This window comes from Glycomyces luteolus (assembly GCF_027622875.1).
GTDB lineage: Bacteria > Actinomycetota > Actinomycetes > Mycobacteriales > Micromonosporaceae > Glycomyces > Glycomyces luteolus.
This window is the reverse complement of the sequence record NZ_JAPZVP010000002.1, coordinates 1-24,807: the sequence shown is the minus strand read 5'-3', so window position 1 is coordinate 24,807 and position 24,807 is coordinate 1. Positions and strand designations below refer to the sequence as shown.

At 69.3% G+C, this 24,807-nt stretch carries 18 protein-coding genes and 1 tRNA gene; 10 read left to right on the top strand and 9 right to left on the bottom strand.

What is annotated here, in order from left to right:
- Positions 1 to 151 precede the first annotated feature (151 nt).
- Positions 152 to 2,341: a family 43 glycosylhydrolase gene (locus O1R50_RS02150; protein WP_270108205.1), complete on the top strand. Its 2,190-nt coding sequence runs from the start codon at positions 152 to 154 to the stop codon at positions 2,339 to 2,341.
- 66 nt (positions 2,342 to 2,407) lie between these two features.
- Here the strand turns inward: O1R50_RS02150 and rhaS are convergent, their stop codons facing one another.
- The 4 genes from rhaS to O1R50_RS02130 are packed head-to-tail and all read right to left on the bottom strand — an operon-like array spanning position 2,408 to position 6,953.
- Positions 2,408 to 3,415 carry a rhamnose ABC transporter substrate-binding protein gene (gene rhaS / locus O1R50_RS02145; protein WP_270108204.1) on the bottom strand — a complete coding sequence of 336 codons (1,008 nt, stop codon included), beginning with the start codon at positions 3,413 to 3,415 and terminating at the stop codon, positions 2,408 to 2,410.
- A 12-nt stretch (positions 3,416 to 3,427) separates the two neighbouring features.
- Positions 3,428 to 4,438 (bottom strand): ABC transporter permease, encoded by a 1,011-nt coding sequence (locus tag O1R50_RS02140; RefSeq protein ID WP_270108203.1) that lies wholly within the window; start codon positions 4,436 to 4,438, stop codon positions 3,428 to 3,430.
- Positions 4,435 to 5,436: an ABC transporter permease gene (locus tag O1R50_RS02135; RefSeq protein WP_270108202.1), complete on the bottom strand. Its 1,002-nt coding sequence runs from the start codon at positions 5,434 to 5,436 to the stop codon at positions 4,435 to 4,437. The genes O1R50_RS02140 and O1R50_RS02135 overlap by 4 nt, the downstream gene beginning before the upstream one ends.
- The gene (locus O1R50_RS02130; protein ID WP_270108201.1) at positions 5,433 to 6,953 is read right to left on the bottom strand and encodes a sugar ABC transporter ATP-binding protein; all 1,521 of its coding nucleotides are present in this window, start codon (positions 6,951 to 6,953) and stop codon (positions 5,433 to 5,435) included. The genes O1R50_RS02135 and O1R50_RS02130 overlap by 4 nt, the downstream gene beginning before the upstream one ends.
- A gap of 431 nt (positions 6,954 to 7,384) precedes the next feature.
- Here O1R50_RS02130 and O1R50_RS02125 point away from each other — a divergent pair, with 431 nt between their 5' ends.
- Both O1R50_RS02125 and O1R50_RS02120 read left to right on the top strand, forming a co-directional pair.
- Entirely contained in the window at positions 7,385 to 8,821 is a 1,437-nt protein-coding gene (locus O1R50_RS02125; protein WP_270108200.1) for a non-reducing end alpha-L-arabinofuranosidase family hydrolase, read from the top strand.
- An 86-nt stretch (positions 8,822 to 8,907) separates the two neighbouring features.
- Positions 8,908 to 10,743, top strand: a complete 1,836-nt coding sequence (locus tag O1R50_RS02120) for a BNR-4 repeat-containing protein (RefSeq protein ID WP_270108199.1) — start codon at positions 8,908 to 8,910, stop codon at positions 10,741 to 10,743.
- Between the two features lie 726 nt (positions 10,744 to 11,469).
- Here O1R50_RS02120 and O1R50_RS02115 read toward each other — a convergent pair.
- A tRNA-Lys gene (locus O1R50_RS02115) sits at positions 11,470 to 11,545 on the bottom strand.
- Between the two features lie 475 nt (positions 11,546 to 12,020).
- On the opposite strand from O1R50_RS02115, the gene O1R50_RS02110 reads away from it, so the two are divergent.
- A complete protein-coding gene (locus O1R50_RS02110; RefSeq protein WP_270108198.1) occupies positions 12,021 to 12,764 on the top strand; it encodes a YaaA family protein in 744 nt (247 codons plus the stop codon).
- A 224-nt stretch (positions 12,765 to 12,988) separates the two neighbouring features.
- On the opposite strand, the gene O1R50_RS02105 is transcribed toward O1R50_RS02110, so the two are convergent.
- Positions 12,989 to 13,486, bottom strand: a complete 498-nt coding sequence (locus O1R50_RS02105; RefSeq protein ID WP_270108197.1) for an inorganic diphosphatase — start codon at positions 13,484 to 13,486, stop codon at positions 12,989 to 12,991.
- 55 nt (positions 13,487 to 13,541) lie between these two features.
- On the opposite strand from O1R50_RS02105, the gene dacB reads away from it, so the two are divergent.
- On the top strand, positions 13,542 to 14,981 hold the full coding sequence (gene dacB, locus O1R50_RS02100) for a D-alanyl-D-alanine carboxypeptidase/D-alanyl-D-alanine endopeptidase (protein WP_270108196.1): 1,440 nt from the start codon (positions 13,542 to 13,544) through the stop codon (positions 14,979 to 14,981).
- Between the two features lie 56 nt (positions 14,982 to 15,037).
- Here the strand turns inward: dacB and O1R50_RS02095 are convergent, their stop codons facing one another.
- A complete protein-coding gene (locus O1R50_RS02095; RefSeq protein WP_270108195.1) occupies positions 15,038 to 16,822 on the bottom strand; it encodes a carbohydrate-binding module family 20 domain-containing protein in 1,785 nt (594 codons plus the stop codon).
- Between the two features lie 300 nt (positions 16,823 to 17,122).
- Here O1R50_RS02095 and O1R50_RS02090 point away from each other — a divergent pair, with 300 nt between their 5' ends.
- Positions 17,123 to 18,238, top strand: a complete 1,116-nt coding sequence (locus tag O1R50_RS02090; RefSeq protein ID WP_270108194.1) for a zinc-dependent metalloprotease — start codon at positions 17,123 to 17,125, stop codon at positions 18,236 to 18,238.
- Complete coding sequence (gene tilS, locus O1R50_RS02085) at positions 18,231 to 19,220, top strand: tRNA lysidine(34) synthetase TilS (protein WP_270108193.1); 990 nt, start codon at positions 18,231 to 18,233, stop codon at positions 19,218 to 19,220. The genes O1R50_RS02090 and tilS overlap by 8 nt, the downstream gene beginning before the upstream one ends.
- A gap of 161 nt (positions 19,221 to 19,381) precedes the next feature.
- Here tilS and hpt read toward each other — a convergent pair whose 3' ends face one another.
- Positions 19,382 to 20,017: a hypoxanthine phosphoribosyltransferase gene (gene hpt / locus O1R50_RS02080; RefSeq protein WP_270108192.1), complete on the bottom strand. Its 636-nt coding sequence runs from the start codon at positions 20,015 to 20,017 to the stop codon at positions 19,382 to 19,384.
- Between the two features lie 282 nt (positions 20,018 to 20,299).
- On the opposite strand from hpt, the gene ftsH reads away from it, so the two are divergent.
- Entirely contained in the window at positions 20,300 to 22,279 is a 1,980-nt protein-coding gene (ftsH, locus tag O1R50_RS02075) for an ATP-dependent zinc metalloprotease FtsH (RefSeq protein ID WP_270108191.1), read from the top strand.
- A gap of 111 nt (positions 22,280 to 22,390) precedes the next feature.
- Positions 22,391 to 23,032: a GTP cyclohydrolase I FolE gene (folE, locus tag O1R50_RS02070; RefSeq protein ID WP_270108190.1), complete on the top strand. Its 642-nt coding sequence runs from the start codon at positions 22,391 to 22,393 to the stop codon at positions 23,030 to 23,032.
- Positions 23,033 to 23,161: 129 nt separating this feature from the next.
- Here the strand turns inward: folE and O1R50_RS02065 are convergent, their stop codons facing one another.
- On the bottom strand, positions 23,162 to 23,830 hold the full coding sequence (locus tag O1R50_RS02065; protein WP_270108189.1) for a hypothetical protein: 669 nt from the start codon (positions 23,828 to 23,830) through the stop codon (positions 23,162 to 23,164).
- 160 nt (positions 23,831 to 23,990) lie between these two features.
- On the opposite strand from O1R50_RS02065, the gene O1R50_RS02060 reads away from it, so the two are divergent.
- The gene (locus O1R50_RS02060) at positions 23,991 to 24,563 is read left to right on the top strand and encodes a hypothetical protein (protein ID WP_270108188.1); all 573 of its coding nucleotides are present in this window, start codon (positions 23,991 to 23,993) and stop codon (positions 24,561 to 24,563) included.
- The last annotated feature ends 244 nt before the right edge of the window (positions 24,564 to 24,807 follow it).

The following is a 24,807-nucleotide window of genomic DNA, read 5'->3' as shown; positions in this document are numbered from 1 at the left end:
GCGATCGTGAACGACCGGCGCGCCCCCGGTTCCCGGAACCCCGCAAGGGGCCCGGACGCCGAGCGGACGCCCGGGTTCATGCACCGGCGGCGGTGACAGCGCTGTCTCCGCCTGTCCTGCTGCCGGGCGAGATCGAGTGAGAGGCACGACCATGGCACTCATTGCCCGCAGTTCGTCGCGACGGTGGGGCTCCCTCGTCGCCGCGGCGCTCTTCGCACTGGCCTTGGCGGGACCCGCATCCCCCGGGTCCGCCGCCGTCGACGAAGGCGCGGCCGCAGGGGAGGCGCTGCCGGAACTCCAGACCGCTCCCGCCGACGCGACCAATGCCGACGGCCTGGAAACGCTGGTCTCCGATTATCGGACCCGTGTCCCCACGGCGTACACCACCGAATCCTGGGCGCCCTTCGCCGAAGCCCTGACCACCGCGACCGATGTCGTCGAGGACGGTTCGGCGAGCGAGTCCGAGGTCGCGGACGCCAAGACCGAACTGCAGACCGCCGCCGCCGAGCTGGAGGTCCTCCAGTCGACGTTCGCGACGATCACCAACAACACGTTCTGGAGGGACACCGCCGGCAACCCCATCTACTCGCAGGGGGGCGGGGTGTTCAAGTTCGGCGACACCTACTACTGGTACGGCGTGCACTACCGCGGCGCCGAGTCCTACCTGGCCAACCCGACGCAGAAGTACGACAACCAGGTCAGCTTCGTGTCGATCCCGGTCTACTCCTCGCAGGACCTGGTGAACTGGAAGTTCGAGAACCGGGTCGCCACGACTTCGACGAGCCTCGGCAGCCTGGGCGGCACCATGGGCAACGCGGGCTGGATCGGGCGCCTCGGCGTCGCGTACAACGAGAACACCGGCAAGTACGTCCTCCCGGTGCAGATGTGGCACCCCACGCAAGACCACGGCGTGCTGTTCCTCCAGGGCAACTCCCCCACCGGCGCGTTCACCTTCGGCGCCTTCCAGAAGCAGGTCGTGAACTCGCCGACGACGGGCACCGGCGACCAGACCGTCTTCACCGACGAGGACGGGCAGGACTACCTGATCTTCTCCAACCGCGAGGGCCGCTCCCGCGCGTTCGTCTCCAAGCTCCGCTCGTCCGACTCGCTCTATGCGGAGCCGGCGGTCGAGATCGGCCGCAACTCAAGCGGGCGCGAGGGGAACGCGATGTTCAAGCTCGACGGCACGTACCATATGTGCGCCTCGGACCTGCACGGCTGGAACACCTCGGTCAACTACTGCCTCGACTCCACCCAGGGCAGGGTCCAGGGCGACTACACGGACTACTACACGATGCCCGGCACCCAGATGGACTACAGCCACGTGACCCAGACCGGGTTCTTCATCACGGTCGAGGGGACCGTGCGCGACACGGTGATCTACGCGGGCGACCGCTGGGCCGACTTCGCGTGGAACGGGATCGGCTACAACCAGTGGGTCCCGATCACGAAGGAGGGCACCGGGATCCGCTTCCACTCGATGAGCCAGTGGCAGTTCAACGCGACCACCGGCGAGTTCCGCGTCGCGCCCGGCAACAACTACATCCTCAACCCCGACATCCAGGCCGACCGGATCATCGTCTCGAACGTGGTCGGGTGGACCAGGACCGGTTCGGGCGGCGTGACCAACGTCAACGGCGGGGCGAACGGGAGCCGGTTCGCCCTGCAGGTGAACAACGGGTCCGGCGTCCGGCAGCAGATGCAGGTGCCCGCGGGCACCTACACGCTCGGCCTGTACGCCAAGGGCTCCGGCCGGGTGACCGTCACCGGCGCCGACGGCACCGTGCACACCCTCAACGTCCCCTCGTCGAGCGGCTGGACCAAGCGCGAGCTGACCGGCATCGCGCTGCCGGCCGGGACCGCCGCGGTCACTGTGACCGGCGGGAGCGGCAACCTCATCGCCGACCAGTTCTCGCTCGTCAGGCAGGGCGGCGGTACCGATCCTGGCCAGGCGACGCGTTATGAGGGCGAGGGTTCCGGGGCGACCTGCACCGGCACCATCGACACCAACCACTCGGGCTACTCCGGGACCGGGTTCTGCAACGGCGACAACACCGACAGCGCCTTTGCCGAGTTCACCGTGCAGGCCTCGGCCGCCGGGACGGCGACGGTGAGACTCAGGTACGCCAACGGCGGCACGACCGACCGGCCGGGCGACCTGATCGTGAACGGCACCCGCGTGGAGACGACCCCGTTCGCGTCCACCGGCGCGTGGAACACCTGGACCGACCGGACCGTCACGGTCCAACTGCGCGAAGGCGCCAACACCCTCAGATGGGATCCGACCACCGCGGGCGGCCTGCCCAACATCGATTACATCGACGTCGCACCGGCGACATAGCACCCCGCGGCGCACGCAAAAGGGAGCGCCGGGCGGCCGTCCGCCCGGCGCTCCCGCGCATACGGCTCAGAAGTCGAAGTCGTCGATGTTCTCGGCGTTGAACCGGAACGGCTCGCCGAGCAGCACGACACCGTCGGCGCCGACGGTGTACTCGCCCAGGCGCTCCGTGGTGAACGTGTCGCCCTCTTCGCCTTCGATGTCGCCGTTGACCAGCGCCGCCGCCGCTTGCACGGCGAGGTAGCCCAGGTCGTCCGGGTTCCAGAGCGCGAACTCGGCCACCGTGCCGTCGGCGACGTACTCGCGCATCTGGTTCGGGGTGCCGAGGCCGGTGAGCGACACCTGGCCCTTGAACTCGGAGGTCGACAAGTACCGGGCCGCGGCCGCGATGCCCACAGTGGTCGGCGAGACGATGCCTTTGAGCTCCGGATACGACTGCAGCAGCGCCGCGGTCTGGTCGAAGGACTTCTGGTCGTCGTCATCGCCGTAGACCGTGTCGACCAGCTCGATGTCCGGGTAGTTCGACTCGAGCTCGGTCCGCATCAGCTCGATCCAGGCGTTCTGGTTGGTGGCGTTCGCCGAAGCCGAGAGGATCGCGATCTGGCCCGCGCCGCCGATCTGATCGGCGATCATCTCGATCTGGACCTTCGCGATGCCGGCGGCATCGGCTTGGCTCACGTACAGGTCGCGGCATTCCGGGTCGGTGTCGGAATCGAAGGTCACGATCTTCGTGCCGGCCCCCGACGCCTCCTCCAGCGCGCCGCAGATCGCCGTAGGGTCGTTGGCCGAGACGATCAGCGCGTCCACGCCCTGCTGCGCCGCCGTGTTGATGAACGGCACCTGCGCCTCCGGAGACGCCGCGTCGGGCCCGACCTGCGTCACCGTGACACCGAGTTCATCGGCTGCGCTCTGCGCGCCCACCTCGCTGGTGTCGAAGTACGGGTTGCCGAGGTTCTTGGGCAGGAACGTGAACGCGGCGCCGTCGTCACCTCCGTCGCCGCCACCGCCGCACGCGGACAGCCCCAGGCTGACCACGAGGGTCGCCGCCACGGCGATCGACTTCTTGTCAAACCTCATTGTTCGTTCCCTTCACTTCTGTTTGCGGGCAGCCCGTTCGGCGGCGACCCGGTTAAGGACGGGCGTCGCGACGACGGACGCCACCAGCAGCACGCCGATGACGATGTTGATGGCGTTCACGGTCTGCCCTTCGAGCCGCATCGCACTGGCGACGGCCCCGATCAGCAGCACCCCGGCGATCGGGCCGTGCAGCGCGCCGCGCCCGCCGAAGATGGACACCCCGCCCAGCAGGACCGCGGCGATGACCTGGAGTTCCAGGCCGTACGCGTTGTCGCCGCGCGCGCTGCCGTAGCGCAGGGTGAAGTAGACGCCGGCGAGCGCGGAGACCGCTCCGGTGAGGACGAAGAGCAGGAGCTTGGTCCGCTCGACATTGACGCCGGAGAAGTGCGCGGCCTCGCGGTTGAGCCCGATGTCGTAGACGCCCCGCCCGAACGGCGACCAGTGCAGCAGCCACACCGCCGCCGCCGCGAGCACCGCGAACGGGATGAGCACCATCGGCAGGCTGCCGCCTTCGACGATCCGCATCTTCGCGAAGTCGGTCCAGGAGTCGGGGAAGTCGGTCACGGCCTCGGTGCCGAGGAGGCCGATGGCGATGCCGCGGTACAGCGCGAGGGTGCCGATGGTGACCGCCAGCGACGGCAGCCCCACGTAGGCGACGAGGTAGCCGTTCAGCGAACCGCAGACCGCGCCGACGGCCACGGCCGTGAGCGCCGCGGCCCACATCGGCATGCCGGCGTGTGCGTACAGCACTCCGACCAGGACACTGGAGAGCCCGACGACGCTCGCGACCGAGAGGTCGATCTCGCCGGTGACGATCACCATCGTCAGCGGCAGGGCGATCAGCAGCAGCGGGGTGACGTCGAGGAACAGGTAGTACAGGGTCAGCGGGCTGTCGAAGTTGCTCACCGCGGCGTTCGCGTAGAGGAGGACGGCCGCGAGGGCCGCGATGACCGCCGTCTCCCGGGTGAGGAGCCAGCGGCGCCAGGCGGGTCGGGCGTGGACGCGGAAGTGCAGAGTGGTCATGCCAGGCTCCGGGTGTCACGTTCGATGCCCAGCCGTCGTTCCCGGCGCAGGGCCAGGACGCGGTCGAGCACGATGGCGGCGAGGATCAGTCCGCCGACGACGGCGCGCTGCCAGAAGTCGGAGATGCCCACGACGGGCAGGGCGCGGTTGATCGTGACCAGCAGCGCCGCCCCGATCGCGGCACCCCACACGGTCCCGCTGCCGCCGAATATCGCGACGCCGCCGATGACCGCGGCGCCGACCGCTTCCAGCTCGATGCCCAGGCCCGCGCCGCTGGAGACCGTGCCGTAGCGGACGGCGTAGACGACCCCGGCGAGGCCCGCCAGCGCGCCGGAGAGCACGAACGCGCCGATCACGCGGCGGGTCACCGGGAGTCCGTAGAGTCGGGCCGCGTCCGGGTCGGAGCCGATCGCGTACATCTCGCGGCCGCCCCTGGAGTAGTAGAGGTGGTACCCGACCGCGATGAGGACGGCGAGGGCCGCGATCGACAGGACCGGGACGGAGGCGATCTGCGCGTTGCCCAAGGCGAGGAAGTCGTCCGGCAGGTCCGAGGCGTTGATCCGGTCCGAGCCCGCCCAGGTCAGGAAGACGCCCCGGTAGATGTAGAGCGTGCCGAGGGTGACCACGAGGGCGGGGACCTTCGCGACGGCCACGACCACGCCGTTGACCAGCCCGAGCACGGCACCGAGGCCGATCGCGGCGGCCACGACGGCGACGATCGGAGTCCCTGGCGCTTCGATGAAGATCCGGCCGGTCATGTACGCGGTGAGTCCGAGGACCGATCCGACGGAGAGGTCGACGTTCCTGGTGATGATGACCGCGGTCTGGCCGACCGCGAGGATCACCAGCATCGACGGGGTCACGAGCAGGTTGCGCCATCCGTCGGCGCTGAACACGAAGCTCTCGGACTTCAAGGCGGTCAGGACCACTGCAGCGAGGAGCACCAGGGCGACGGCGGCCTCACGGGAGCGGAGCAGGGTGGCTGCGGTGTGCTTCATGCGCCGGCCTCCGGACGGTGGGTCTGCGTGGCCGCTCGCATCACGGTTTCGGGGGTGGCCCGGTCGCGGTCGATGTCGGCGGTGATGCGCCCTTCGCAGACCACGAGGACGCGGTCGGCCATGCCGAGGACCTCGGCGAGTTCGGACGAGATCATGACGACGGCCATGCCCTGGCCGGCGAGGTCGGAGAGCAGCCGGTGGACTTCGGCTTTGGTGCCGACGTCGATGCCGCGGGTGGGCTCGTCGACGATCAGGAGGGACGGTTCGGTCGCGAGCCATTTGGCGAGCACGACCTTCTGCTGGTTGCCGCCGCTCATGGTGGTGGCGGGCATGTCCAGGGCGTGCGTCTTCACCTGCAGGCGTTGGGCCCAGGCGTCCGCCGCCCGCAGTTCGGAGCGCGGGGACAGGAAGCCGGCCCGGGCCAGGCCCCGGCGCAGGACCGAGGCGATGTTGCGTGCGATCGAACTCTCGGTGACCAGCCCCTGCAGGCGCCGGTCTTCGGGGACGAAGGCCATGCCCGCCTTGATGGAAGCCTGCGGGTCGCGCATCGGGACGGCTTCGCCGTGCAGGTGGACGCTGCCGGAGTCGTACCCGTCCACGCCGAAGACCGCGCGGGCGATCTCGCTGCGGCCCGCGCCCACGAGCCCCGCGATGCCGACGATCTCGCCGGCGCGGACCTCGAAGCTCACGTCGTGGAACTTTCCCGTGGAGTGCAGTCCTTCGACGCGGAGCACGGTGTCGCCGATGGGGGCCGGGGTCTTCGGGAACAGTTCCGCCACTTCGCGCCCGACCATCTGAGCGACGATCTCGTCCCTGCTCGTCTCGGCGACGGCCTGTGTGGCGACGTACGCGCCGTCGCGCATGACGGTGACGGTGTCGCACAGGGCGAAGATCTCTTCGAAGCGGTGCGAGATGAACACCAGGGCGCGGCCTTCGTCGCGCAGGGCGCGGGCGACGGCGAACAGGCGGTCGACCTCGACGCCGGAGAGCGCGGCGGTCGGCTCGTCCATGATGAGCAGGGCCGTGTCCAGGGAGATGGCCTTGGCGATCTCGATGATCTGCTGGTCGGCGATCGACAGGCCGCGGGCGAAGCGGCGCGGGTCCAGGTGCACGCCGAGCCGCTGGAACAGCAGTTCCGAGTGCTCGTACATGGCGGCGCGGTCGATGCGGTGGGCGGATTTGCGGGGCTGGCGTCCCATGAAGAGGTTCTCGGCGACGGAGAGGTCCGGGAACAGGGTCGGCTCCTGGTAGATCACGGCGATGCCCGCCGCCTTCGCGTCGGCGGTCGAAGTGAAGTCGACGTCGCGGCCTTGGAAGCGGAAGGTGCCGCCGTCGCGGCGGTGCACCCCCGCGACGATCTTGACCAGGGTGGACTTGCCGGCCCCGTTCTCGCCTACCAGGGCGTGGATCGACCCGGCCTCCACGGTGATCCCGCCCGAAGTGAGCGCCGCCGTCGCGCCGAACGTCTTGCGCACCTCGTCGAGCACGAGTACGGCTTCGGGGGCGGGCTCACTCATGCGTCGGCTCCGGGGTCGTCGGGCGGGGGCGGCGGTTCATCGTCGGAGGGCTCCTAGGAACAGGACGTGGGGCGGGGTGCACAAGGGACTGATCGTGTCAGCGCTTCACCGTGGAGAAACGGACGTTTGTCACCACGAGACACACTGGAAGCGCACCGAATTGAATCGTTTCACTGTGACTCCGACAACATAGATCGCCATCACTGCGCCTGTCAAGCACTCGGTTCGAAATTTTATCGACACAATTTCGCATCCATGACCCCACGGATCGCCTACGGCCACTCGGGCATCGCGAGCTCGCCGCCCGCCGTACCGAGCCTTGCAAACCAGGGGCGTTTCTGCGACACTCGCATTGAGTATTGAATTATATCGATACATCGAAGTGAACTGTCCCTTAGCGGCGGTACGCGGACACACCTTGAGGAGCGCCCATGAGTCGGTTGGCGAGGTTCACAGCCGTACCCCTGCTCGCACTGGTCGCCACGTTGGCGCTGATCGCGCCGAGCGCCAGCGCGCAGGCGTCGCGGTACGAAGCGGAGGACGCGGCCTGCGAGGGCACGGTCGACTCGAACTACGCCGGGTTCTCCGGCAGAGGGTTCTGCAACACCCCCAACCGCGTCGGGGCGCGGATGGAGTTCACCGTGCACGCCGAAACGGCCGGCACCTTGACGCTGGGCGTCAAGTACGCGAACGGGTCCACCGCAGCACGGCCGGCGGACCTGAGCGTCAACGGCGCCCTGGTCCGGTCCGCAGTGGCCTTCGAACCCATCGGCGCCTGGAGCAGCTGGGCGGTCGAGAACCTCACGGTGCCGGTGCGGGCGGGCGCCAACACGGTCCGGCTCACGGCCGCCACCGCCGGCGGCCTGGCGAACATCGACTACCTCGACACGGCGCGGGCCGGCGACAGCGCGCTGCCGCCGAATCTCCAGTGGAACTCCAGCGGCCCGCTGGTCTTCCCGAAATCCGATGCGACCCACAACATCGTCTCGGTGAAGGACCCCTCGGTCGTCTACCACAACGGCCGCTACCACGTCTTCGTCAGCGTCGTGAGTGCCAACCAGGGCTACAGCCTCGCGTACCTCAGCTTCACCGACTGGTCCCAGGCCGGCTCCGCGCCGCTGCGCTTCCTCGACACCACCGCGATCGGCACCGGGTACAAGGCAGCGCCTCAAGTGTTCTACTTCGCGCCACAGCAGCGGTGGTACCTCACCTACCAGATCGGGGACAACGTCGCCTACTCGACGACCGCGAACATCGCCGACCCGGCCTCGTGGAGCGCGCCGAAGCCGTTCTACGCCGGGACGCCGCAGATCGTGCTCGACAACATGGGCGAAGGACAGTGGCTGGACTTCTGGACCATCTGCGACAGCGCCAACTGCCACATGTACTCCTCCGACGACAACGGCAACCTGTACCGGGCCCAGACCTCGCTGGCGCGCTTCCCCAACGGGTTCTCCGAACCGGTCATCGCCATGCACGACCCCAACCACCACTGGCTCTTCGAAGGCGCCAACGTCTACCGGCTCGCGGGCGAGAACGAGTACCTCCTCATGGTCGAGGCCATCACCGCGGGCGGCCGGATCTTCCGGTCCTGGACCTCGTCGAACGTCTCCGGGCCATGGACCCCGCTGGCCGACACCAAGGAGAACCCGTTCGCCAGCCGGAGCAACGTGACGTTCGACGGGACCGCCTGGACGAACGACATCAGCCACGGGGAACTGATCCGCGGCGGCGTCGACCAGACCCTGACGGTCAGCCCCTGCGACCTGCGCTTCCTCTACCAGGGCAAGGACCCCGACGTGAGCGCGCCGTACAACCTGCTGCCGTGGCGGCTCGGCCTGCTGACGCAGACGAACTCCCCGTGCTGAGGAGACGGCTCGATGCCGGCGGTCGCGACGACCGCGGCCGCCGTTGCCGTGCAACCGCAAGGCCGACAACTAGGAGGAACCCCCGCATGAGACCCCAAGCCGCCCAAGGCAAGACGGCCGGCAGGCCCCGCCACCCACTCGGATTCGCCGTGACGGCGATCGCGATGCTGACCGCGCTGCTCGCCCTCTCCGCGGTCCCGGCGTCCGCGGCCGCGCCCTCCCTCGGAGCGCCGACCGTCACCACACTCACCACCGACGGCCGCACGGCCCTGACCTACACGGGCTACATGAACGGCGAGTCGTTCCAGCAGGACGGCATCACCACGTTCAACGGCTGGCAGTACACGGCCTGGTGGGACCAGTCCGGCTCCGTCAACCTGGCCCGCCGGGAGGTCGCCTCGGGCTCGTGGCAGACCGTGCGCCTCACCGACTACCGGACCACCTCCACCGATTCGCACAACACGATCTCCATCGGCATCTCGGGCCAGGACGGCTCGATCCACCTCTCCTTCGACATGCACAGCTCACTCCTGAAGTACCGCAAGTCGGTCGCCGGACTCGCGACTTCGCCGTCGACCGCGAACTGGTCCGCGTCGAGCTTCGGGGCCCTGACCAACACCCTCGGCGACCAGCGCCTGTCGCAGGCCACCTACCCGCAGTTCTTCCGCGCCCCGGACGGGGTGCTGCAGATGAGCATCCGCACCGGAGCCAGCGGCGCGGGCGACGTGGTGCTCTTCGAATACCGGAACGGGACCTGGAGCTACCTGGGCCAGTTCCTCAACGGCACGCGCGCCGACAACAACGCGTACCTCTTCGGCATCGAGTACGACGACACCGGGCTCGACACCAGCGACCTGCTGCACGTCACCTGGACCGTGCGCGAGACGCCCAACGCGAGCACCAACCACGACATCTACTACGCCTACAGCAAGGACCAGGGCCGCACCTGGCGCAACAACAACGGCGACGTGGTGGCGACCACCGGCTCGAACCCGCTCGTGGCCGACTCGGCCGGGCTGCGGGTCGTGGGCATCGGGCAGAACCGCGGGCTCATGAACCAGGAGTCGCAGGTGGTCGACGGTGCCGGCAACGTCCACGTGCTCGCCTCGCACATGGCACCTTCGGCGTCGAGCGACGGCAACTTCGACAGCGCGCGCGGCAAGTCGGTGCTCGTGCACTACTGGCGCGACAAGACCAGCAAGGCATGGAACCGGCAAGTGCTCGCCTACACGGGCGTGATGACCCGCGCCGACATCGGCGTCGACGCCGCCGACAACCTGTACATCGCGAGCGGAAACTCCTCGACCAGGCGGCTGAGCGTCTACACCGCGTCGAAGGCCTCGGGCTGGACCGACTGGGCCACGCGCTACACCTCGACCGTGCAGTACTACTCCGACCCGCTGCTCGACCACGCCCGGCTCCTCGACGGGGTCGTCTCGGTCTTCGCGCCCCGCTACGGCGGCAGCCAGATCGACGTCCTGAACTGGACGATAGGGCAAGGCGGGGGCACGCAGGCCATCGATATCGCGAACCGCAACTCCGGCAAGTGCGTCGACATCGTCTCCGGTTCGACCGCTGACGGCGCCGAAGCCATCCAATGGACCTGCCACGGCGGGGCCAACCAGCAGTGGGAACTGCAGGACGCCGGCGGCGGGTACTACCGGGTCGTCTCCCAGGCCTCGGGCAAGTGCCTCGACGTCAACGGCGCCTCTACGGCCGACGGCGCCCGGATCATCCAGTGGACGTGCGGCGCTGGGTCCAACCAGCAGTGGCAACTGCGGGACGCGGGCGGCGGCTACGTCACGCTGGTCGCCCGGCACTCCGGCAAATGCGTCGACGTGACCGGCGCATCAACCGCCGACAGCGCGCGACTCCAGCAGTCCACTTGCTCGAACGGTACGAGCCAGCAATGGTCCCTTTAGGCCCGCGGCAGCAGTAGAATCCTGACGACCATGAAAGAGTCCCGTGCCTGCTGCTCCAACTTCTCGAATCCATCGGCGTCCTGTAAACGCTCGCAGCCACCAATATCGCCAAGACCACCGGGCGATCAGGGAGTCCCCGAACGAACCGTTCCGATCCTGGGCATCAGCCACCGACCGATCTTCCGGCACTTGAACAAGCCTTGGCTCGCCGTCGCCGAGAGGGTGATGTGCCATGCCAGCGAGGCCCTCCACGGCAGGGCCGAAGCGCACGCAGGGTTCGACACGGATGCTTGGCAATTGACACGCACACCGGAGACATACCTGTGGCGCCGCCGCTCCGGGACCGAGTGGATCAAGGTCCAGCGGGTTCAAAGCTCCTGCTGACCACCAGGATCGGAACAGCACTTGAGCCACGTACCTTCGCGCGGATGTGGGATCGCCGGTGTGAGCTGGCGGAGGGTCCACGCATCACTCGTCGCGATGCTCGCCGGACTTGCAGCTCGCTACTCGCTGACCTCGACGTGCACCCTCGGGTCGCGATGCGCATCCTGCGGCACTCGAAGCTCGACACCACGACGGAGGTCTACACGAAGGTCTCGGACGAGGCCACGCGTGAGGCACTGCGGCGGCTTGGGGAGAAGCTTGGATAGCTGCCGCACTTCTGCGCCGTACCGGGTGAGCTTTCACGGCTCACCCGGTTTTCGATGCCCGCTTGAGCTGGGCGTTTGGTGGGTCCAGTGGGACTCGAACCCACAACCTACGGATTAAAAGTCCGCAGCTCTGCCAATTGAGCTATAGACCCAACGGGGAGATTACCGCATCGGAGCGGCGCCAGTGCGGGTGGCGGGGGCCGGATGGCCTGCGGCACTCGGATTGTCGGTGGTGCGTGCGATAGTCGGTGGCGGCGCGGTCGTCCACAGCCTGTGGATGACGCGGCGACGCAGTTGAGCAGGCGTACGGGGTGTTTCAGGCCGGACTCCACCGCCGGGCCGGTGGCGGTGGAGCCTGCGGCGGGCGGTGTGGGCTTCGCACCGCCGCGGGTGGACGGCGCGGCGGCAGTCGCGGAGCACCGCCGCCGCGCCTATTCGACCAGCGTCACACGCAGTCCTCGGTGGGGGCGGACCCGCTCCCGCTTGATCGAACATATGTACTATAAACCATCGAGTCAGGCCCGCACACCCCCGGTCGGGTGAATTCCCAAGGGATCTCAGGAAGGCGCTCGCCGCGCGGCACGGCCCCGGCGGCACCAGGCGGACGGGCAGGTAGACTCGCCTGCTGTGCTCATACTGCTGCCGCCGTCAGAAGGAAAGGCCGGTCAAGGCGACGGTCCTCCCTTGGACCTCGGCCGACTCTCCTCACCCGCGCTGAACCCCATCCGCGAGCTCCTCGTCGACCGACTGATCGAGCTGTGCGCCGACGAGGAGGCCGCCGTCAAGGCGCTCAAGCTCCCCGCAAGCGGACGCCACTACGTCCAGGCCGGCCGCGCCCTGCGCACCGCCCCGACCCTCGCCGCCTGGGAGCTGTACAACGGCGTCCTCTACGACCGGCTCGGGCTCGGCGACCTCCCCGACGGCGAGCAGGTCTTCATCGCCTCCCCGCTGTGGGGGCTCCTGCGGCCCTCCGACCGCGTGCCGCCCTACCGGATGCCGATGAGCACCCGGTTCCCCGGACTCGACACGCTCGCGAAACTGTGGCGCCCGGCCGTCGCCGAGGTGCTCGGCTCGCGCGACGAGCTCATCGTGGACCTGCGCTCGGGCACGTACGCCCAGGTGTGGGGGCCGAAGGACCGCGGCGTCACCGTGCGCGTGTTCAAACAGGACGCCGACGGCGCGCGCACCGTCATCACCCACATGGCCAAGGCGACCCGGGGCGAGGTCGCGCGAGCGCTCCTCGCCGGAGGCGCCCGGCCCGAATCGGCCGCCGATCTCGCCGAATTCCTTGCCGCCCAAGGATGGAAGGTCGAGCTCAGTGAACCGGCCACCCGCTCCAAGCCCTGGCAGCTCGACATCGTGAGCGCCTGAGCGGAGTTACCCTCGCGTGCAGTAGCGCGGGCCCCCGGCAACAACCCTGCCCCGGGAAGGCTGAAGCGGAGCTGAAGCCGGACGGTAGCTACCCTCGCGTGCAGTAGTGAGCGCCCCCGGCAACAACCCTGCCAGGTGGTTCCTGAAGCCAGGCTGAAGTGCTTGGCGGGCAAAGCGACAGGAAGGGCCCGGACGCACGGCGTCCGGGCCCTTCCTTCGTATCGCTAGTGGTTCGAGTGGTAGCCGTTGGTCTTGGCGCGCTCGAACGAGCGGCGCACCTCTTCCTCGGCCTCCGCCCGTCCGGTCCAGGTGGCGCCCTCGACGCTCTTGCCGGGCTCGAGGTCCTTGTAGACCGTGAAGAAGTGCTGAATCTCCAGGCGGTCGAACTCGGGAACGTCGGCGATGTCCTTGAACCGGTCCTTGCGGGGGTCCTCGGCCGGGACGCACAGCACCTTGTCGTCCACGCCCTTCTCATCGCGCATCCGGAACATGCCGATGGCACGCGCGCGGATCACGCAACCGGGGAACGTCGGCTCGACCAGCACCAAAGCGTCCAGCGGGTCGCCGTCCTGGCCGAGCGTGTCGTCGATGAAGCCGTAGTCGGCCGGGTACACCGTCGCGGTGAACAGCGTCCGGTCCAGACGGATACGTCCGGTCTCGTGGTCGATCTCGTACTTGTTGGCGCTCCCTTTCGGGATCTCCACGGTCACGTCGAACTCCACTGGCCGACCTCCTCCAGGCTCAAATGCAGTGCTCTTGATGCCTTAGTCTCTGTGCATGTCCCTCAGCGACAACGCCGACCCCAAGGTCGCGAGTAGTACGCCACACGCCGCAGCCGCTCCGCAGCAGGGGCGGGTGCGCCGTCGCCGGGCACTCATGTGGGTCATCGCGGCCCTCGCCATCGTGGTCACCGTAGCCGCCGCGGGGGGCCTGGTGTGGCAGATCTCGGCCGTCACCAGCCCTCGGACCGGGACGATCACCGCCCCCGAGGCCTATCCCCCGGCCGCACCCGCGCCCGTCCTGGCCGGTTCGGACGCCGAAGCGCCGCTGCCCGACCTCGCCTCGGTCCTGCCGGGCCTGCTCGCCGACTCACGGCTCAACGGCAGCCTCTCCGCGTCCTTCGCCGACGCCCTGACCGGGGAGGTCCTCTTCCAGCAGGAGGACACCACCCCGCTCGCACCGGCGTCCTCCATGAAGGTGGTCACTGCCGTGGCCGCGTTCCAGCACCTCGGCGCCGAGTACCGCATCCCGACCACCGTGGTCGAGGGCCCGACCGAGGACAGCGTCGTGCTCGTCGGCGGCGGCGACCCGACCCTCACGGTCGACGGCGAGGGCTACTACACGCCGTACGCGGCGGGCGCGAGCCTCACCGAGCTCGCCGAACTCGTCCTGGAGGCGCGCGGCGGCACCGCCCCGAGCACCGTGTACCTCGACACGAGCGTGTTCACCGACACCGTCAACGCCTCGGGCGTGACGATGAACGAGCTGTCCAACTCGACCGGGCCGATGGCGCCGATCATGCTCGACGGCGGCCGCGTGAACACCACCGAGAAGTACGCCAACCACCACCCCGACCCGGCGATGGTCGCCGCACGCGAGTTCGCCGACATCCTCGGCGCGAGCACGGTCGAGGCCGGCACCGCCGCGGAAGGCGCTGCCGAACTCGCCGTGGTCCACTCGGCGCCGCTGTCCGCGCTCGTCGACTCGTTCATCCTGACCTCCGACAACCTCCTCTCCGACGCGGTCGCGCTCCAGACGGCGCTGGCCGTCGAAGGCGAGATGACCTGGGCCGCCATGTCCACCGTGCACGCCTCGACCCTCGAGGGACTCGGCGTGGACACGGCCGGACTGGTGTTCAACGACGGGTCCGGGCTCTCGCCGAACGACCGCATGACCGCGAAGGCGTTCACGCAGATGCTGCTCGGCGCGGCCGGATCGCAGGCGTCGTCGGTGTTCGAGTCGCTGCCGGTGGCCGGATACTCGGGGACGCTCGACGACCGGTTCGGGACCGCCGAGGACGGCGAGGGCGTGGTGCGGGCCAAGACCGGGACGCTCACCCAGCCCACCGGGGTGATCTCCCTGACCGGGACGCTGACCACCGCGGCCGGCAGGCAGCTGATCTTCTCGCTCATCTCCAACGGCCACACCACGGGCCCCGAACCGGTCGAGGCGGCGATGGACGAGATCACCACGGCCGTATCGCAGTGCGGCTGTTAAGACGACGAACGTCAAGGGCCCCGGGCTGCCGCCCGGGGCCCTTCGCGCCGCTGAGGTCAGGCGACGTTCCAGGTCTGGTTGAGGCTCAGGCAGCCGGAAGCGGGCACCGTGGCCGTCCGGTTGCCGATCGACTCCCAGGTGTAGGCCCCCGAGGACCGCACGATCACGTATTTGTACTGGAACGTGGTTCCGGCCGGGACGCTGACCGTGCCCTTCCAGACCGGGTACGACGCGCCCGACAGGTGCGCCGAACTGATCGCCGTCCAGTTCCCCAGCTGCGGGATCGAACCGACGATGTACACCTCGTCGCCCACGTTCGTGCCGCTCACGGTGGCGTTCACAGTGACGCAGTCGTCCGATCCGCCCCCATTGCCGCCGCCGGAGCCGTTGCCCGCGTAGATCGCCAGCGCGGTCTTCGCGGACACGGTCGCGGTGAAGGTGCCTCCGGAGACGGTGACGGTGCTCCCGGAGATGACGTCGGTGTACGAGCCGTTCGGCAGCGAGGTGGTGAAGGTCTGGGTGATCGGGGACGATCCGGCGTTGACGACGACGTGGCCGGTGTCGCCGCGGCCGAAGGCGAGGGCGTCGCCGGAGCCCCAGGTGTTGACGACGGGGTCGCCGGCTGTGGCGGCGCGGAAGCCGGCCATGCCGCTCATGTAGGGGGAGCGGTGGAGGCAGGTGAAGGCGCCGGAGCCGCAGACGGCGTCGGCGACGGTGCCGTCCGGGTTGAGGGGCGGGGCGGCGTGGCCGTTGGTGAATTCGTACCCGGTGTAGGAGGCGGGGGTGCCGAACGGGTAGGCGAGCATGAACGCTTCAGCGAGGAGGTAGTCCTGGCCGTACTGGTAGTTCATGGTCTGGGAGCCGCGTTCGGTGTCGTGGTTGGCGACGAAGACGCCGGCGGGTGCGGTGTAGCCCCAGCTGGTGCCCATGGTGGTGAGGTGGCGGGCTTCGGAGCCGCCGTTGATGTGGTTCTTGAGGTCGTAGGCGTAGCTGAATTCCTGGACGTCGCCGATGCCGGTGTATTCGGCTTCGGTGATGGGTTCGCCGGGGGCGCCGATGACCTCTTGGACGATGTAGGGGTCGCCGTCGACGAGGTTCATGATGGCGGCGAGGTCGGTGGCGGCGATGTGTTTGGCGGCGTCGACGCGGAAGCCGGCGACGCCGAGGCTCTGGAGGTCCTCGAGGTAGGCGGCGATGGTCTCGCGGACGTCGGTCTGGGAGGTGTCGAGGTCGTTGAGGCCGACGAGGTGGCAGGTCTGGACTTCGTTCCGGTCCTGGTAGTTGTCGATCTCGCAGTAGTTGCCGCCGGTGTTGTGGAAGTCGGAGGCGTCGTAGCCGGCGTCGGGGTAGTCGAACTGGCGGTAGGTGCTGCCGGCCCATCCGGTGCGGTCTTCGGTGGCGGAGCCTGCGGCCATGTGGTTGATGACGACGTCGGCGATGACGCCGATGCCGTTGGCGTTGCAGGTGGCGACCATGTGCTGGAATTCGGCGCGGGTGCCGAGGCGGGATTCGATCTTGTAGCTGACGGGCTGGTAGTGGATGTACCAGGCGTTTTCTTCGCCGGGGGTGGCGTCGTCGCCGCGGATGTGCTCGTTGGGCGGGGAGGTCTGGACGTAGGTGTAGCCGGAGTCGGCGAGGGGGCCTTCGCATTCGGCGGCGATGGAGTTCCAGTTCCATTCGAACATGTTGAGGATGGAGTCGCCGCCGGTGAGGGCGGCGGCGGGGGCGGCGTCGAGTGGTTGGGGGGCGGGGGTGGTGGGGACGGCGGCTGCGGCGATGAGGGCCGCGAGGGCGGCGCCGCCGATGGCGGGCAGTGCGCGGCGGCGGAGGTGGTGAGGCATCGTTGCTCCCTTTGCAATTCCTGCCCGCAATATTGCAAGATGTTGCGGACTCGAGAAGAACGTAGCATCCGGGGTCCGATAGTTTCAAGATGTTCGATATTTGAATCCGTACGGTGACGCAACGTGGTCGCCTGTGCGGGCGAATCGCCGCAAACCGCGCCTGGGCCCCGGGGCCGCTCCGGAAGCGCCCGGCAAAGCGGCAAACGAGCGGCCCGGAAATCCCAGGTCCGGAAAGCGCCGGTTCGCGCGCACTTGCGCGTGAGAGTGGCGCGGCAACTGCGCTATGGATAGGCTTGGCCGATGGCGCCGCCCGCAGGAAACCCGATGCTGCCGTCAGTCGACTGGCAGACCGCCGCCTCCTGCTCCCGGGCCTTCAGCCGAGGCGGCCCCCGCATGAGCCCCGAAGGCGCCCTCGACGTCGTCACCGACCTCCACCGCCACGCCCGCACCGCGATCGACCTGGTCACCGACTACACCGGACTCGTGCCCGCCTCGACCGTGTCCGTCGACGTCGTCGACCGCGTCCGCTGGAGCCGGATCAACATCGCCGGGTTCCGCCGCCTCCTCATCGAGCTCGGCGCCGAGGACGCGGGAGCGAACGCCCCCGTCTCGGCCGCCGCCAAGCTCACCGGGGTCCAGACCGGCGCGGTCCTCGCGTTCCTCTCCTCCCGCGTACTCGGCCAGTTCGAGACCTTCTCCACCGACACCGGCCGCCTCCTCTTCGTCGCCCCCAACATCGTCGAAGTCGAGCGCCGCCTGCGCCTGCCCTCGCGCGAGTTCCGCCTCTGGATCGCCGTCCACGAGGCCGCCCACCTCACCCAGTTCACCGCCGTCCCCTGGATGCGCGAGCACTTCCACCACCTCATCCACACGTTCTTCGACGCCGCCGAACCCGACCGGTCGACGGCCTCCGGCCTCGCCCGCGCCGTCCGACGCGCCCTCGCCACCGCCCGCGAGGAAGAGCAGCACGGCCCCCAGGAAGAGGTCCCCGGCGCCGACGTCATGTCCGCGGTCACCAGTCCCGAACAGCGCGAAGCGATCTCGCAGATCCAGGCACTCATGACCCTCCTGGAGGGCCACGCCGAATCCGTCATGGACGGCGTCGGCCGCACCGCCATCAACCACGTCGCGCTCCTGCGCCGCCGCTTCGACCGCCGCCGCGCCAACCCGACCACCCTCCAGCGGTTCCTCCGCCAGCTCCTCGGCCTCGACGCGAAGATGCGCCAGTACGCCGCCGGCCGCCGCTTCGTCGACCATGTCGTCACCGAGCACGGCGTCACCGGTTTCAACCGCGTCTGGGAACGCCCCGAGCACCTGCCCACCGAGACCGAGATCGACCACCCCGAGCAGTGGATCGCGCGCGTGCTCCAAGGCCAGGGCCTCACCGCGCCGGGCCTCGGCGCCGGGCATGGCTAAGCTGCCGCCCTCGGTGGCGCGCCTGCGCGTCGCCGTCCGCGACGCCCTCGCCGACCTCCCCGCCGGATCCCTCGTCCTCGCCGCCTGCTCAGGCGGACCCGACTCGCTCGCGCTCGCCGACGCGCTCGCGTTCTGCGCCCCCCGGATGGGACTGCGGGCCGGACTCATCACCGTCGACCACGGACTCCAGGACGGCTCGGACGAACGCGCGGCCGAAGTCGCCGAGTGGGCCCGCACCGTCGGGCTCGACCCGGCAGAGGCGGTAGCGGTCGAAGTCGGCAGCGCCGGAGGCCCCGAAGCCGCCGCGCGCACAGCGAGGTACGCGGCCCTCGACACCGCGGCCCAGCGGCACGGCGCCAGCGCGATCCTGTTGGGGCACACCAGGGACGACCAAGCCGAAACGGTGCTGCTCGCGCTCGCGCGCGGCGGCGGGCCGCGCGGCATCGCCGGAATGCGGGCCGTGCGCGGCCGGTACCGGCGGCCGCTGCTCGGCATCGCGCGGACGGACACCCACGCGGCCTGCGCCGAACGCGGGCTCAAGCCCTGGACCGACCCGCACAACAGCGACCCGCGGTTCCTCCGGTCGGCGCTGCGCCCGGCGCTCGAAGTGCTGGCCGCGACGCTCGGCGAGGATGTGGTGGCGAACCTCGCGCAGACGGCTGCGCTCGTCGGGGCCGACACGGACTTCCTCGACGGGCTCGCCCGGGAGGCGCTGGACGCGTGCCGGGTCGAGGGTGGCGACGCGGACGACGACAGTGCCAGCGCGCTGGACGCGAAACGGCTCGCGGCGCTGCCCGGGCCGGTGCGGCAGCGGGCGCTGCGGGCGTGGGTGCTCGGAGCGAGGGTCGACGGCGCGGCGCTGAACCACCGGCACCTCGACGCGGTGGACGCGCTCGTGGCGGACTGGCGCGGCCAGGGACCGACGTTCCTCCCCGGTGGCCTAGCGGTGCGGCGCAGCGGCGGTCGGCTCACGGCGGGCTGATCGGGGCCGGGCAGCGCTGAGCAGAACCGTGGCAAAGGGGTACGACGATCCGGGGTCCCGGGCATCCGCGTTCCGCTTGTAGCGAAATACAAGGACGGCCCGCGTGTTCGCGCGGGCCGTCGGGGACGAGAGTGGGGGCTTCGCGGCGCCCGAGGGGGGGCTTACTTCTGGTAGACCGCCGGGTCGAGGACGCCGATGAAGGGGAGTTCGCGGTAGCGCTCGGCGTAGTCGAGGCCGTAGCCGACGACGAACTCGTTCGGGATGTCGAAGCCCAGGTACTTGACGGGGATGTCCACCCGCTGCACGCCCGGCTTGCGGAGCATCGAGACCACCGAGACCGAGGCCGGGTGCAGGCCCTCGAGGTACTTGAGCAGCCAGTCCAGGGTGAGCCCGGAGTCGATGATGTCCTCGACCACCAGGATGTGCTTCCCGGTGACATCGGAGTCGATGTCCTTGAGGATGCGCACGGTCCCCGAGGAGGTCGTGTGGCTGCCGTACGAGGACAGCGCCATGAACTCCATCTTCACCGGCACGCTCAACGCCCTCGCGAAGTCGGCCATGAACATGACCGCCCCCTTGAACACGCCCACGAGCAGCAGCTCGTCGCCGTCCGCGAGTACGCCGTCGGCGTAATCGGCCGAGACCCGGGCGCCGAGCTCGGCGACCTTCGCTCGGATCTCGTCTTCGGTGATGATGGTGCGCTCGATCTCCTCGGCGTACCACGAATCAGGATCGAACACCGCGTCCCGCGCTGCAGCGGACGGGACGGAAGGTGGGCTGGCTAGCTCCGACGTCATGTAACAAGGGTGCCACCCGATCGTCCGCGGCGCTGGCTTGGGTGGGCGAACTCAACCTGCCCGTGGTACTAATTACGGTCTATCAGCGGGCGGGGTATGGGCGGTGTCCGTCGCGAAGGGCCAGCGGTGCCGACGCTGCGGGACGTTGAACCTCCTTACCGTGTACGTTCGAGTTGTCTTCGCCCTGCAGCCCAGGAAACCCTGTGGGGCCGCGGTGAAGCTTGCGAGCCGTGACGAGGACAGCATCGCTCTCGAGAACGCGAATTACGCAGGAGGAAACGAGTGGTCGACGCCGGGAGACCCACACCTGAGCGGAAGCGGTTCTTCCGCAGGCCGCTCGTCTGGATCGTGCTCATCGCCCTCATCGCGGTCCTGATCGGCAGCTTCTGGTCCGGCGGCTCCGACTACGAGGAGGCCACCACCTCCGAAGTCCTCAAGGACATCAACGACGGGAACGTCAAGGAGGCCAACCTCCTCGACAAGGAGCAGCTGGTCCAGCTCACCAAGAGCAACGGCGACCAGGTCGAGGCCTACCTCCCCGCGGGGATGATGGAGACCGTCGCCACCGAGCTCGAAGAGGCCGGCGTCAAGTTCGACACCGAGGTCAACGAGACCTCCGTGTTCGTCTCGTTCCTGCTGAGCCTCCTCCCGATCGTGCTCATCGTCCTGCTGCTGCTGTTCTTCATGTCGCAGATGCAGGGCGGCGGCTCTCGAGTCCTCAACTTCGGCAAGTCCAAGGCGAAGATGGTGTCCAAGGACACCCCGAAGACCACGTTCGACGACGTGGCCGGCGCCGACGAGGCCGTCGAGGAGCTCCGCGAGATCAAGGACTTCCTCGAAGACCCGAAGAAGTACCAGGAGCTCGGCGCGAAGATCCCCAAGGGCGTCCTCCTGTTCGGCCCTCCCGGCACCGGCAAGACCCTCCTCGCGCGCGCCGTCGCCGGCGAGGCCGGGGTCCCGTTCTACTCGATCTCCGGCTCCGACTTCGTCGAGATGTTCGTCGGCGTCGGCGCCAGCCGCGTCCGCGACCTGTTCACCCAGGCCAAGGAGAACGCCCCCGCGATCGTGTTCGTCGACGAGATCGACGCCGTCGGCCGCCACCGCGGCGCCGGCATGGGCGGCGGCCACGACGAGCGCGAGCAGACCCTCAACCAGCTGCTCGTCGAGATGGACGGCTTCGACACCCGCGGCGGCGTCATCCTCATCGCCGCGACGAACCGCCCCGACATCCTCGACCCGGCCCTGCTGCGGCCCGGCCGCTTCGACCGCCAGATCCCCGTCGACGCCCCCGACAAGGAAGGGCGCCAGGCGATCCTGTCGGTCCACGCGAAGGGCAAGCCGTTCGTCCCGAACGTCGAGTTCGAGACCATCGCGCGCCGCACGCCGGGCTTCTCCGGCGCCGACCTCGAGAACGTCATCAACGAGGCCGCGCTCCTGACCGCCCGCCACAACCAGAAGGCGATCTCGTCCGAGGCCCTCGAAGAGGCCATCGACCGCGTCATCGCCGGACCGGAGCGCAAGGGCCGCGTCATGGGCGACGCCGAGAAGAAGATGACCGCCTACCACGAGGCCGGCCACGCGCTCGTCGCCCACGCGCTGCCGCACGCCGCGCCCGTCCACAAGCTCACGATCCTGCCGCGCGGCCGCTCGCTCGGCCACACGCTCGTGCTGCCCACCGAGGACAAGTACACGCAGACGCGCTCCGAGATGATCGACACGCTCGCGTACGCGCTCGGCGGCCGCGCCGCCGAAGAGCTCGTCTACCACGACCCGACCACCGGCGCCTCGAACGACATCGAGAAGGCCACCAAGGTCGCCCGCGCGATGGTCACCGAGTACGGCATGTCCGCCAAGCTCGGCGCCATCAAGTACGGCACCTCGGGCTCCGAGCCGTTCCTCGGCAAGGACTACGGCCACCAGCGGGACTACTCCGACGACGTCGCCGCCACGGTCGACGCCGAGATCCGGGCGCTCATCGAGATCGCCCACGACGAGGCGTACGCGATCGTCACCGAGTACCGCGACGTGCTCGACCAGATGGTCGTCGAACTCCTCGAGAAGGAGACGCTGAACCAGGACGACCTCGAGCGGATCGCGACCCGCGTGGTCAAGCGCCCGCCGATGTCCCCGTTCAACGGCACCGCCTCCCGCAAACTCGGCGAACCGCCCGTCTCGACCCCGAACGGCTCCAAGCCCGCCGAGGGCCCCGACGAGGGCATCGAGGTCGGACCGGGCACCGAAGGGCAGAGCCCGCAGGCCTGAACGACGTGAAACATTTCACGGGCCTCCTGACCTGGTCGGGAGGCCCGTTTCCGTGTCCACCTGGTGGCGAAGCCCACTGGGGTTGTCGGCGGAAACCCGTAAGCTTGTGCGATGGCTGAACTCGACAACCTGGCCGCCCGACTCATCGACGGCCGCATCAACGGCAGCCCCGTCGAAGACGCGGTGGACCTCGGGCGCATCGAAGCCGCCGTCAGAGAGATCCTGACGGCGATCGGCGACGACCCCGACCGCCCCGGCCTCAAGGAGACCCCCCGCCGCGTCGCCCGCGCCTACGCCGAACTCTTCGCCGGCCTCCGCGTCGACCCCGCCGAAGTCCTCAAGACCTCCTTCGACGAGAACCACAACGAGCTCGTGCTCGTCCGCGACATCGACGTGCAGTCCTTCTGCGAGCACCACCTGCTGCCGTTCACCGGCGTCGCCCACGTCGGCTACATCCCCGGCCCCGCCGGGAAGATCGTCGGCCTCTCCAAACTCGCCCGGCTCGTCGAGGTGTACGCGCGCCGCCCGCAAGTGCAGGAGCGGTTCACCAGCCAGATCGCCGACCAGCTCTACGCCTCGCTCGAAGCGAGCGGCGTCATCGTCGTCGTCGAATGCGAGCACACCTGCATGTCCATGCGCGGCATCAGGAAGCAGGGCTCGAAGACCGTCACGTCGGCCGTGCGCGGCCTCATGCAGTCCGACGCGCGCACCCGCGCCGAAGCGATGGCGCTCCTGCGCGGCACCACCGGCTGAGCCGTGCCGCGACGCCGCGTCGAGCGCGCGGCCGGCCCGGGCACGCGAAGAGGCCGGATGCGGTGCATCCGGCCTTCGCTATGAGGGCGAGCGAGCCTAGGGGTGTCCAGGCATCGGAACGCTCGGTTGTTAGATGACCTGACCGGTCTGCGACTGGAAGGAGTCGCCCTCCGGCACGGCCTCGGTGTAGGCGGTGTCGAGGAAGCCGTCCTCGTCCGAGTCGCTGAGCACGGTGTCGGCGGTGCCGTCCGCGTCCGAGTCGACCGAGATCTCGTCGACCAGGCCGTCGGCGTTGTAGTCGGTGGCCACGGTGTCGGCGTAGCCGTCGGCGTTCGAGTCGGTGGCGACCGAGTCGATGTAGCCGTCGGCGTTCGAGTCGACCGAGACCTGGTCGGTGATGCCGTCGCCGTCGGTGTCCGACTCGTAGGTGTCGATGAGGCCGTCCGCGTCGGTGTCCGAGGCGAAGGACTCGATGGTGCCGTCGCCGTCGGCGTCGACCGACAGCTCGTCGGAGATGCCGTCGCCGTCGTAGTCAATGGCCATGCCCTCGGCGTCGCCGTCGCCGTCGGAGTCGATCAAGGTCACGCCGTCGCTGGAGATGGTGGCGTCCTCGTAGCCGTCGCCGTCGACGTCGAAGGTCTCGGTGACCGTGGAGACGGAGCCGTCGGAGTAGTCCTCCTCGTAGGTCTCCTCCTCAGCGGTGTAGTCCTCGGTGGCGGCCTCGTCGGTGTAGGACTCCTCAGCGGCGTAGTCCTCTTCGACGGTCTCTTCCACCGCGGCTTCGTCGTACTCGCTCATCGCTCTTCCATCCTTAGTTGAGAAGTGTTCCGTGCTTGATGAAGAGAACTCTACGATCCCCGCGAGGGCCGTGAATCCCCAGAGTGTGCCAACCACCTATGCTTTCCTCCGGTCACCCTGGCAGCAGCTCGCCACACGAGGTCTGGAGTTCCCATTGGGCATGCCCGACAACGCATTCAACGTCCCCGAGCCGCCTCCCGCGCTGGTCCCGGTGCCCGCGACCAGGGCGTTCGACCTGCACTCCTCGCGGGTCGTCACGGGCGCGGCGGGCTGCGGATGGCAGTTCGACCTGCGGGCCGACGACCCGTTCACGCGCGACGGGATGCTGTTGGTGCCCTTGATATCCGAAGCGGACTACTACCGGGCGGTGGACGGCGACGGCGACGCGTACGCGAGCCTCGTCCCGGCCGAGGACGTGTACGTGCAGCAGCCCGAACCCGGCACGGGCTCACCGCGGCCCGGCTACCTGATCGAGCGGCTGTCCGACCCGGACTCGCCGCCTATCCGGCGGCCCTACCCCGCATCGGACGTGCCGGGGCTCATCGGGCGGCGGGTCTGGTACTGGACGGACGGGGTGTTCAGAGACGACTTCCGCTGCGTCTCAGAGGCATTCGAGATCGACGGCGACTTCTGCGTGCGCGTGGTCGAAGAACGCGCCTGGTACCGCTGGCAGCGCACCGGCACGATCCCGAAAGCGCGCGACGCGTTCATCCAGCACCTGTGGACGCAGTGACCCGACCGGGCGGAACCGCACGCCGGCAAGAAGGAGCGGCGGGGGGGCCCCCCGCGGCGCGCGCCCCCCGCCGGGCCCGGGGCGGGGGCCGGGGGGGGGGGGGGGCGCGCGGGGGGGGGGGGGGGGGGGGGGGGGGGGGGCGGGGGGGGGGGGGGGGGGGGGGGGGGGCGGCCCGGCGGCTGCGGCGATGAGGGCCGCGAGGGCGGCGCCGCCGATGGCGGGCAGTGCGCGGCGGCGGAGGTGG

What these genes read in the sequence shown, in the direction of transcription:
- dacB (WP_270108196.1), top strand. Translation starts at nt 13,542, where the DNA reads ATGTCCCTCAGCGACAACGCCGACCCCAAGGTCGCGAGTAGTACGCCA.
- O1R50_RS02060 (WP_270108188.1), top strand. Translation starts at nt 23,991, where the DNA reads ATGCCCGACAACGCATTCAACGTCCCCGAGCCGCCTCCCGCGCTGGTC.
- hpt (WP_270108192.1), bottom strand. Translation starts at nt 20,017, where the DNA reads ATGACGTCGGAGCTAGCCAGCCCACCTTCCGTCCCGTCCGCTGCAGCG.
- O1R50_RS02140 (WP_270108203.1), bottom strand. Translation starts at nt 4,438, where the DNA reads ATGACCACTCTGCACTTCCGCGTCCACGCCCGACCCGCCTGGCGCCGC.
- O1R50_RS02125 (WP_270108200.1), top strand. Translation starts at nt 7,385, where the DNA reads ATGAGTCGGTTGGCGAGGTTCACAGCCGTACCCCTGCTCGCACTGGTC.
- tilS (WP_270108193.1), top strand. Translation starts at nt 18,231, where the DNA reads ATGGCTAAGCTGCCGCCCTCGGTGGCGCGCCTGCGCGTCGCCGTCCGC.
- O1R50_RS02095 (WP_270108195.1), bottom strand. Translation starts at nt 16,822, where the DNA reads ATGCCTCACCACCTCCGCCGCCGCGCACTGCCCGCCATCGGCGGCGCC.
- folE (WP_270108190.1), top strand. Translation starts at nt 22,391, where the DNA reads ATGGCTGAACTCGACAACCTGGCCGCCCGACTCATCGACGGCCGCATC.
- O1R50_RS02130 (WP_270108201.1), bottom strand. Translation starts at nt 6,953, where the DNA reads ATGAGTGAGCCCGCCCCCGAAGCCGTACTCGTGCTCGACGAGGTGCGC.
- O1R50_RS02150 (WP_270108205.1), top strand. Translation starts at nt 152, where the DNA reads ATGGCACTCATTGCCCGCAGTTCGTCGCGACGGTGGGGCTCCCTCGTC.
- rhaS (WP_270108204.1), bottom strand. Translation starts at nt 3,415, where the DNA reads ATGAGGTTTGACAAGAAGTCGATCGCCGTGGCGGCGACCCTCGTGGTC.
- O1R50_RS02120 (WP_270108199.1), top strand. Translation starts at nt 8,908, where the DNA reads ATGAGACCCCAAGCCGCCCAAGGCAAGACGGCCGGCAGGCCCCGCCAC.
- O1R50_RS02090 (WP_270108194.1), top strand. Translation starts at nt 17,123, where the DNA reads ATGGCGCCGCCCGCAGGAAACCCGATGCTGCCGTCAGTCGACTGGCAG.
- O1R50_RS02065 (WP_270108189.1), bottom strand. Translation starts at nt 23,830, where the DNA reads ATGAGCGAGTACGACGAAGCCGCGGTGGAAGAGACCGTCGAAGAGGAC.
- O1R50_RS02135 (WP_270108202.1), bottom strand. Translation starts at nt 5,436, where the DNA reads ATGAAGCACACCGCAGCCACCCTGCTCCGCTCCCGTGAGGCCGCCGTC.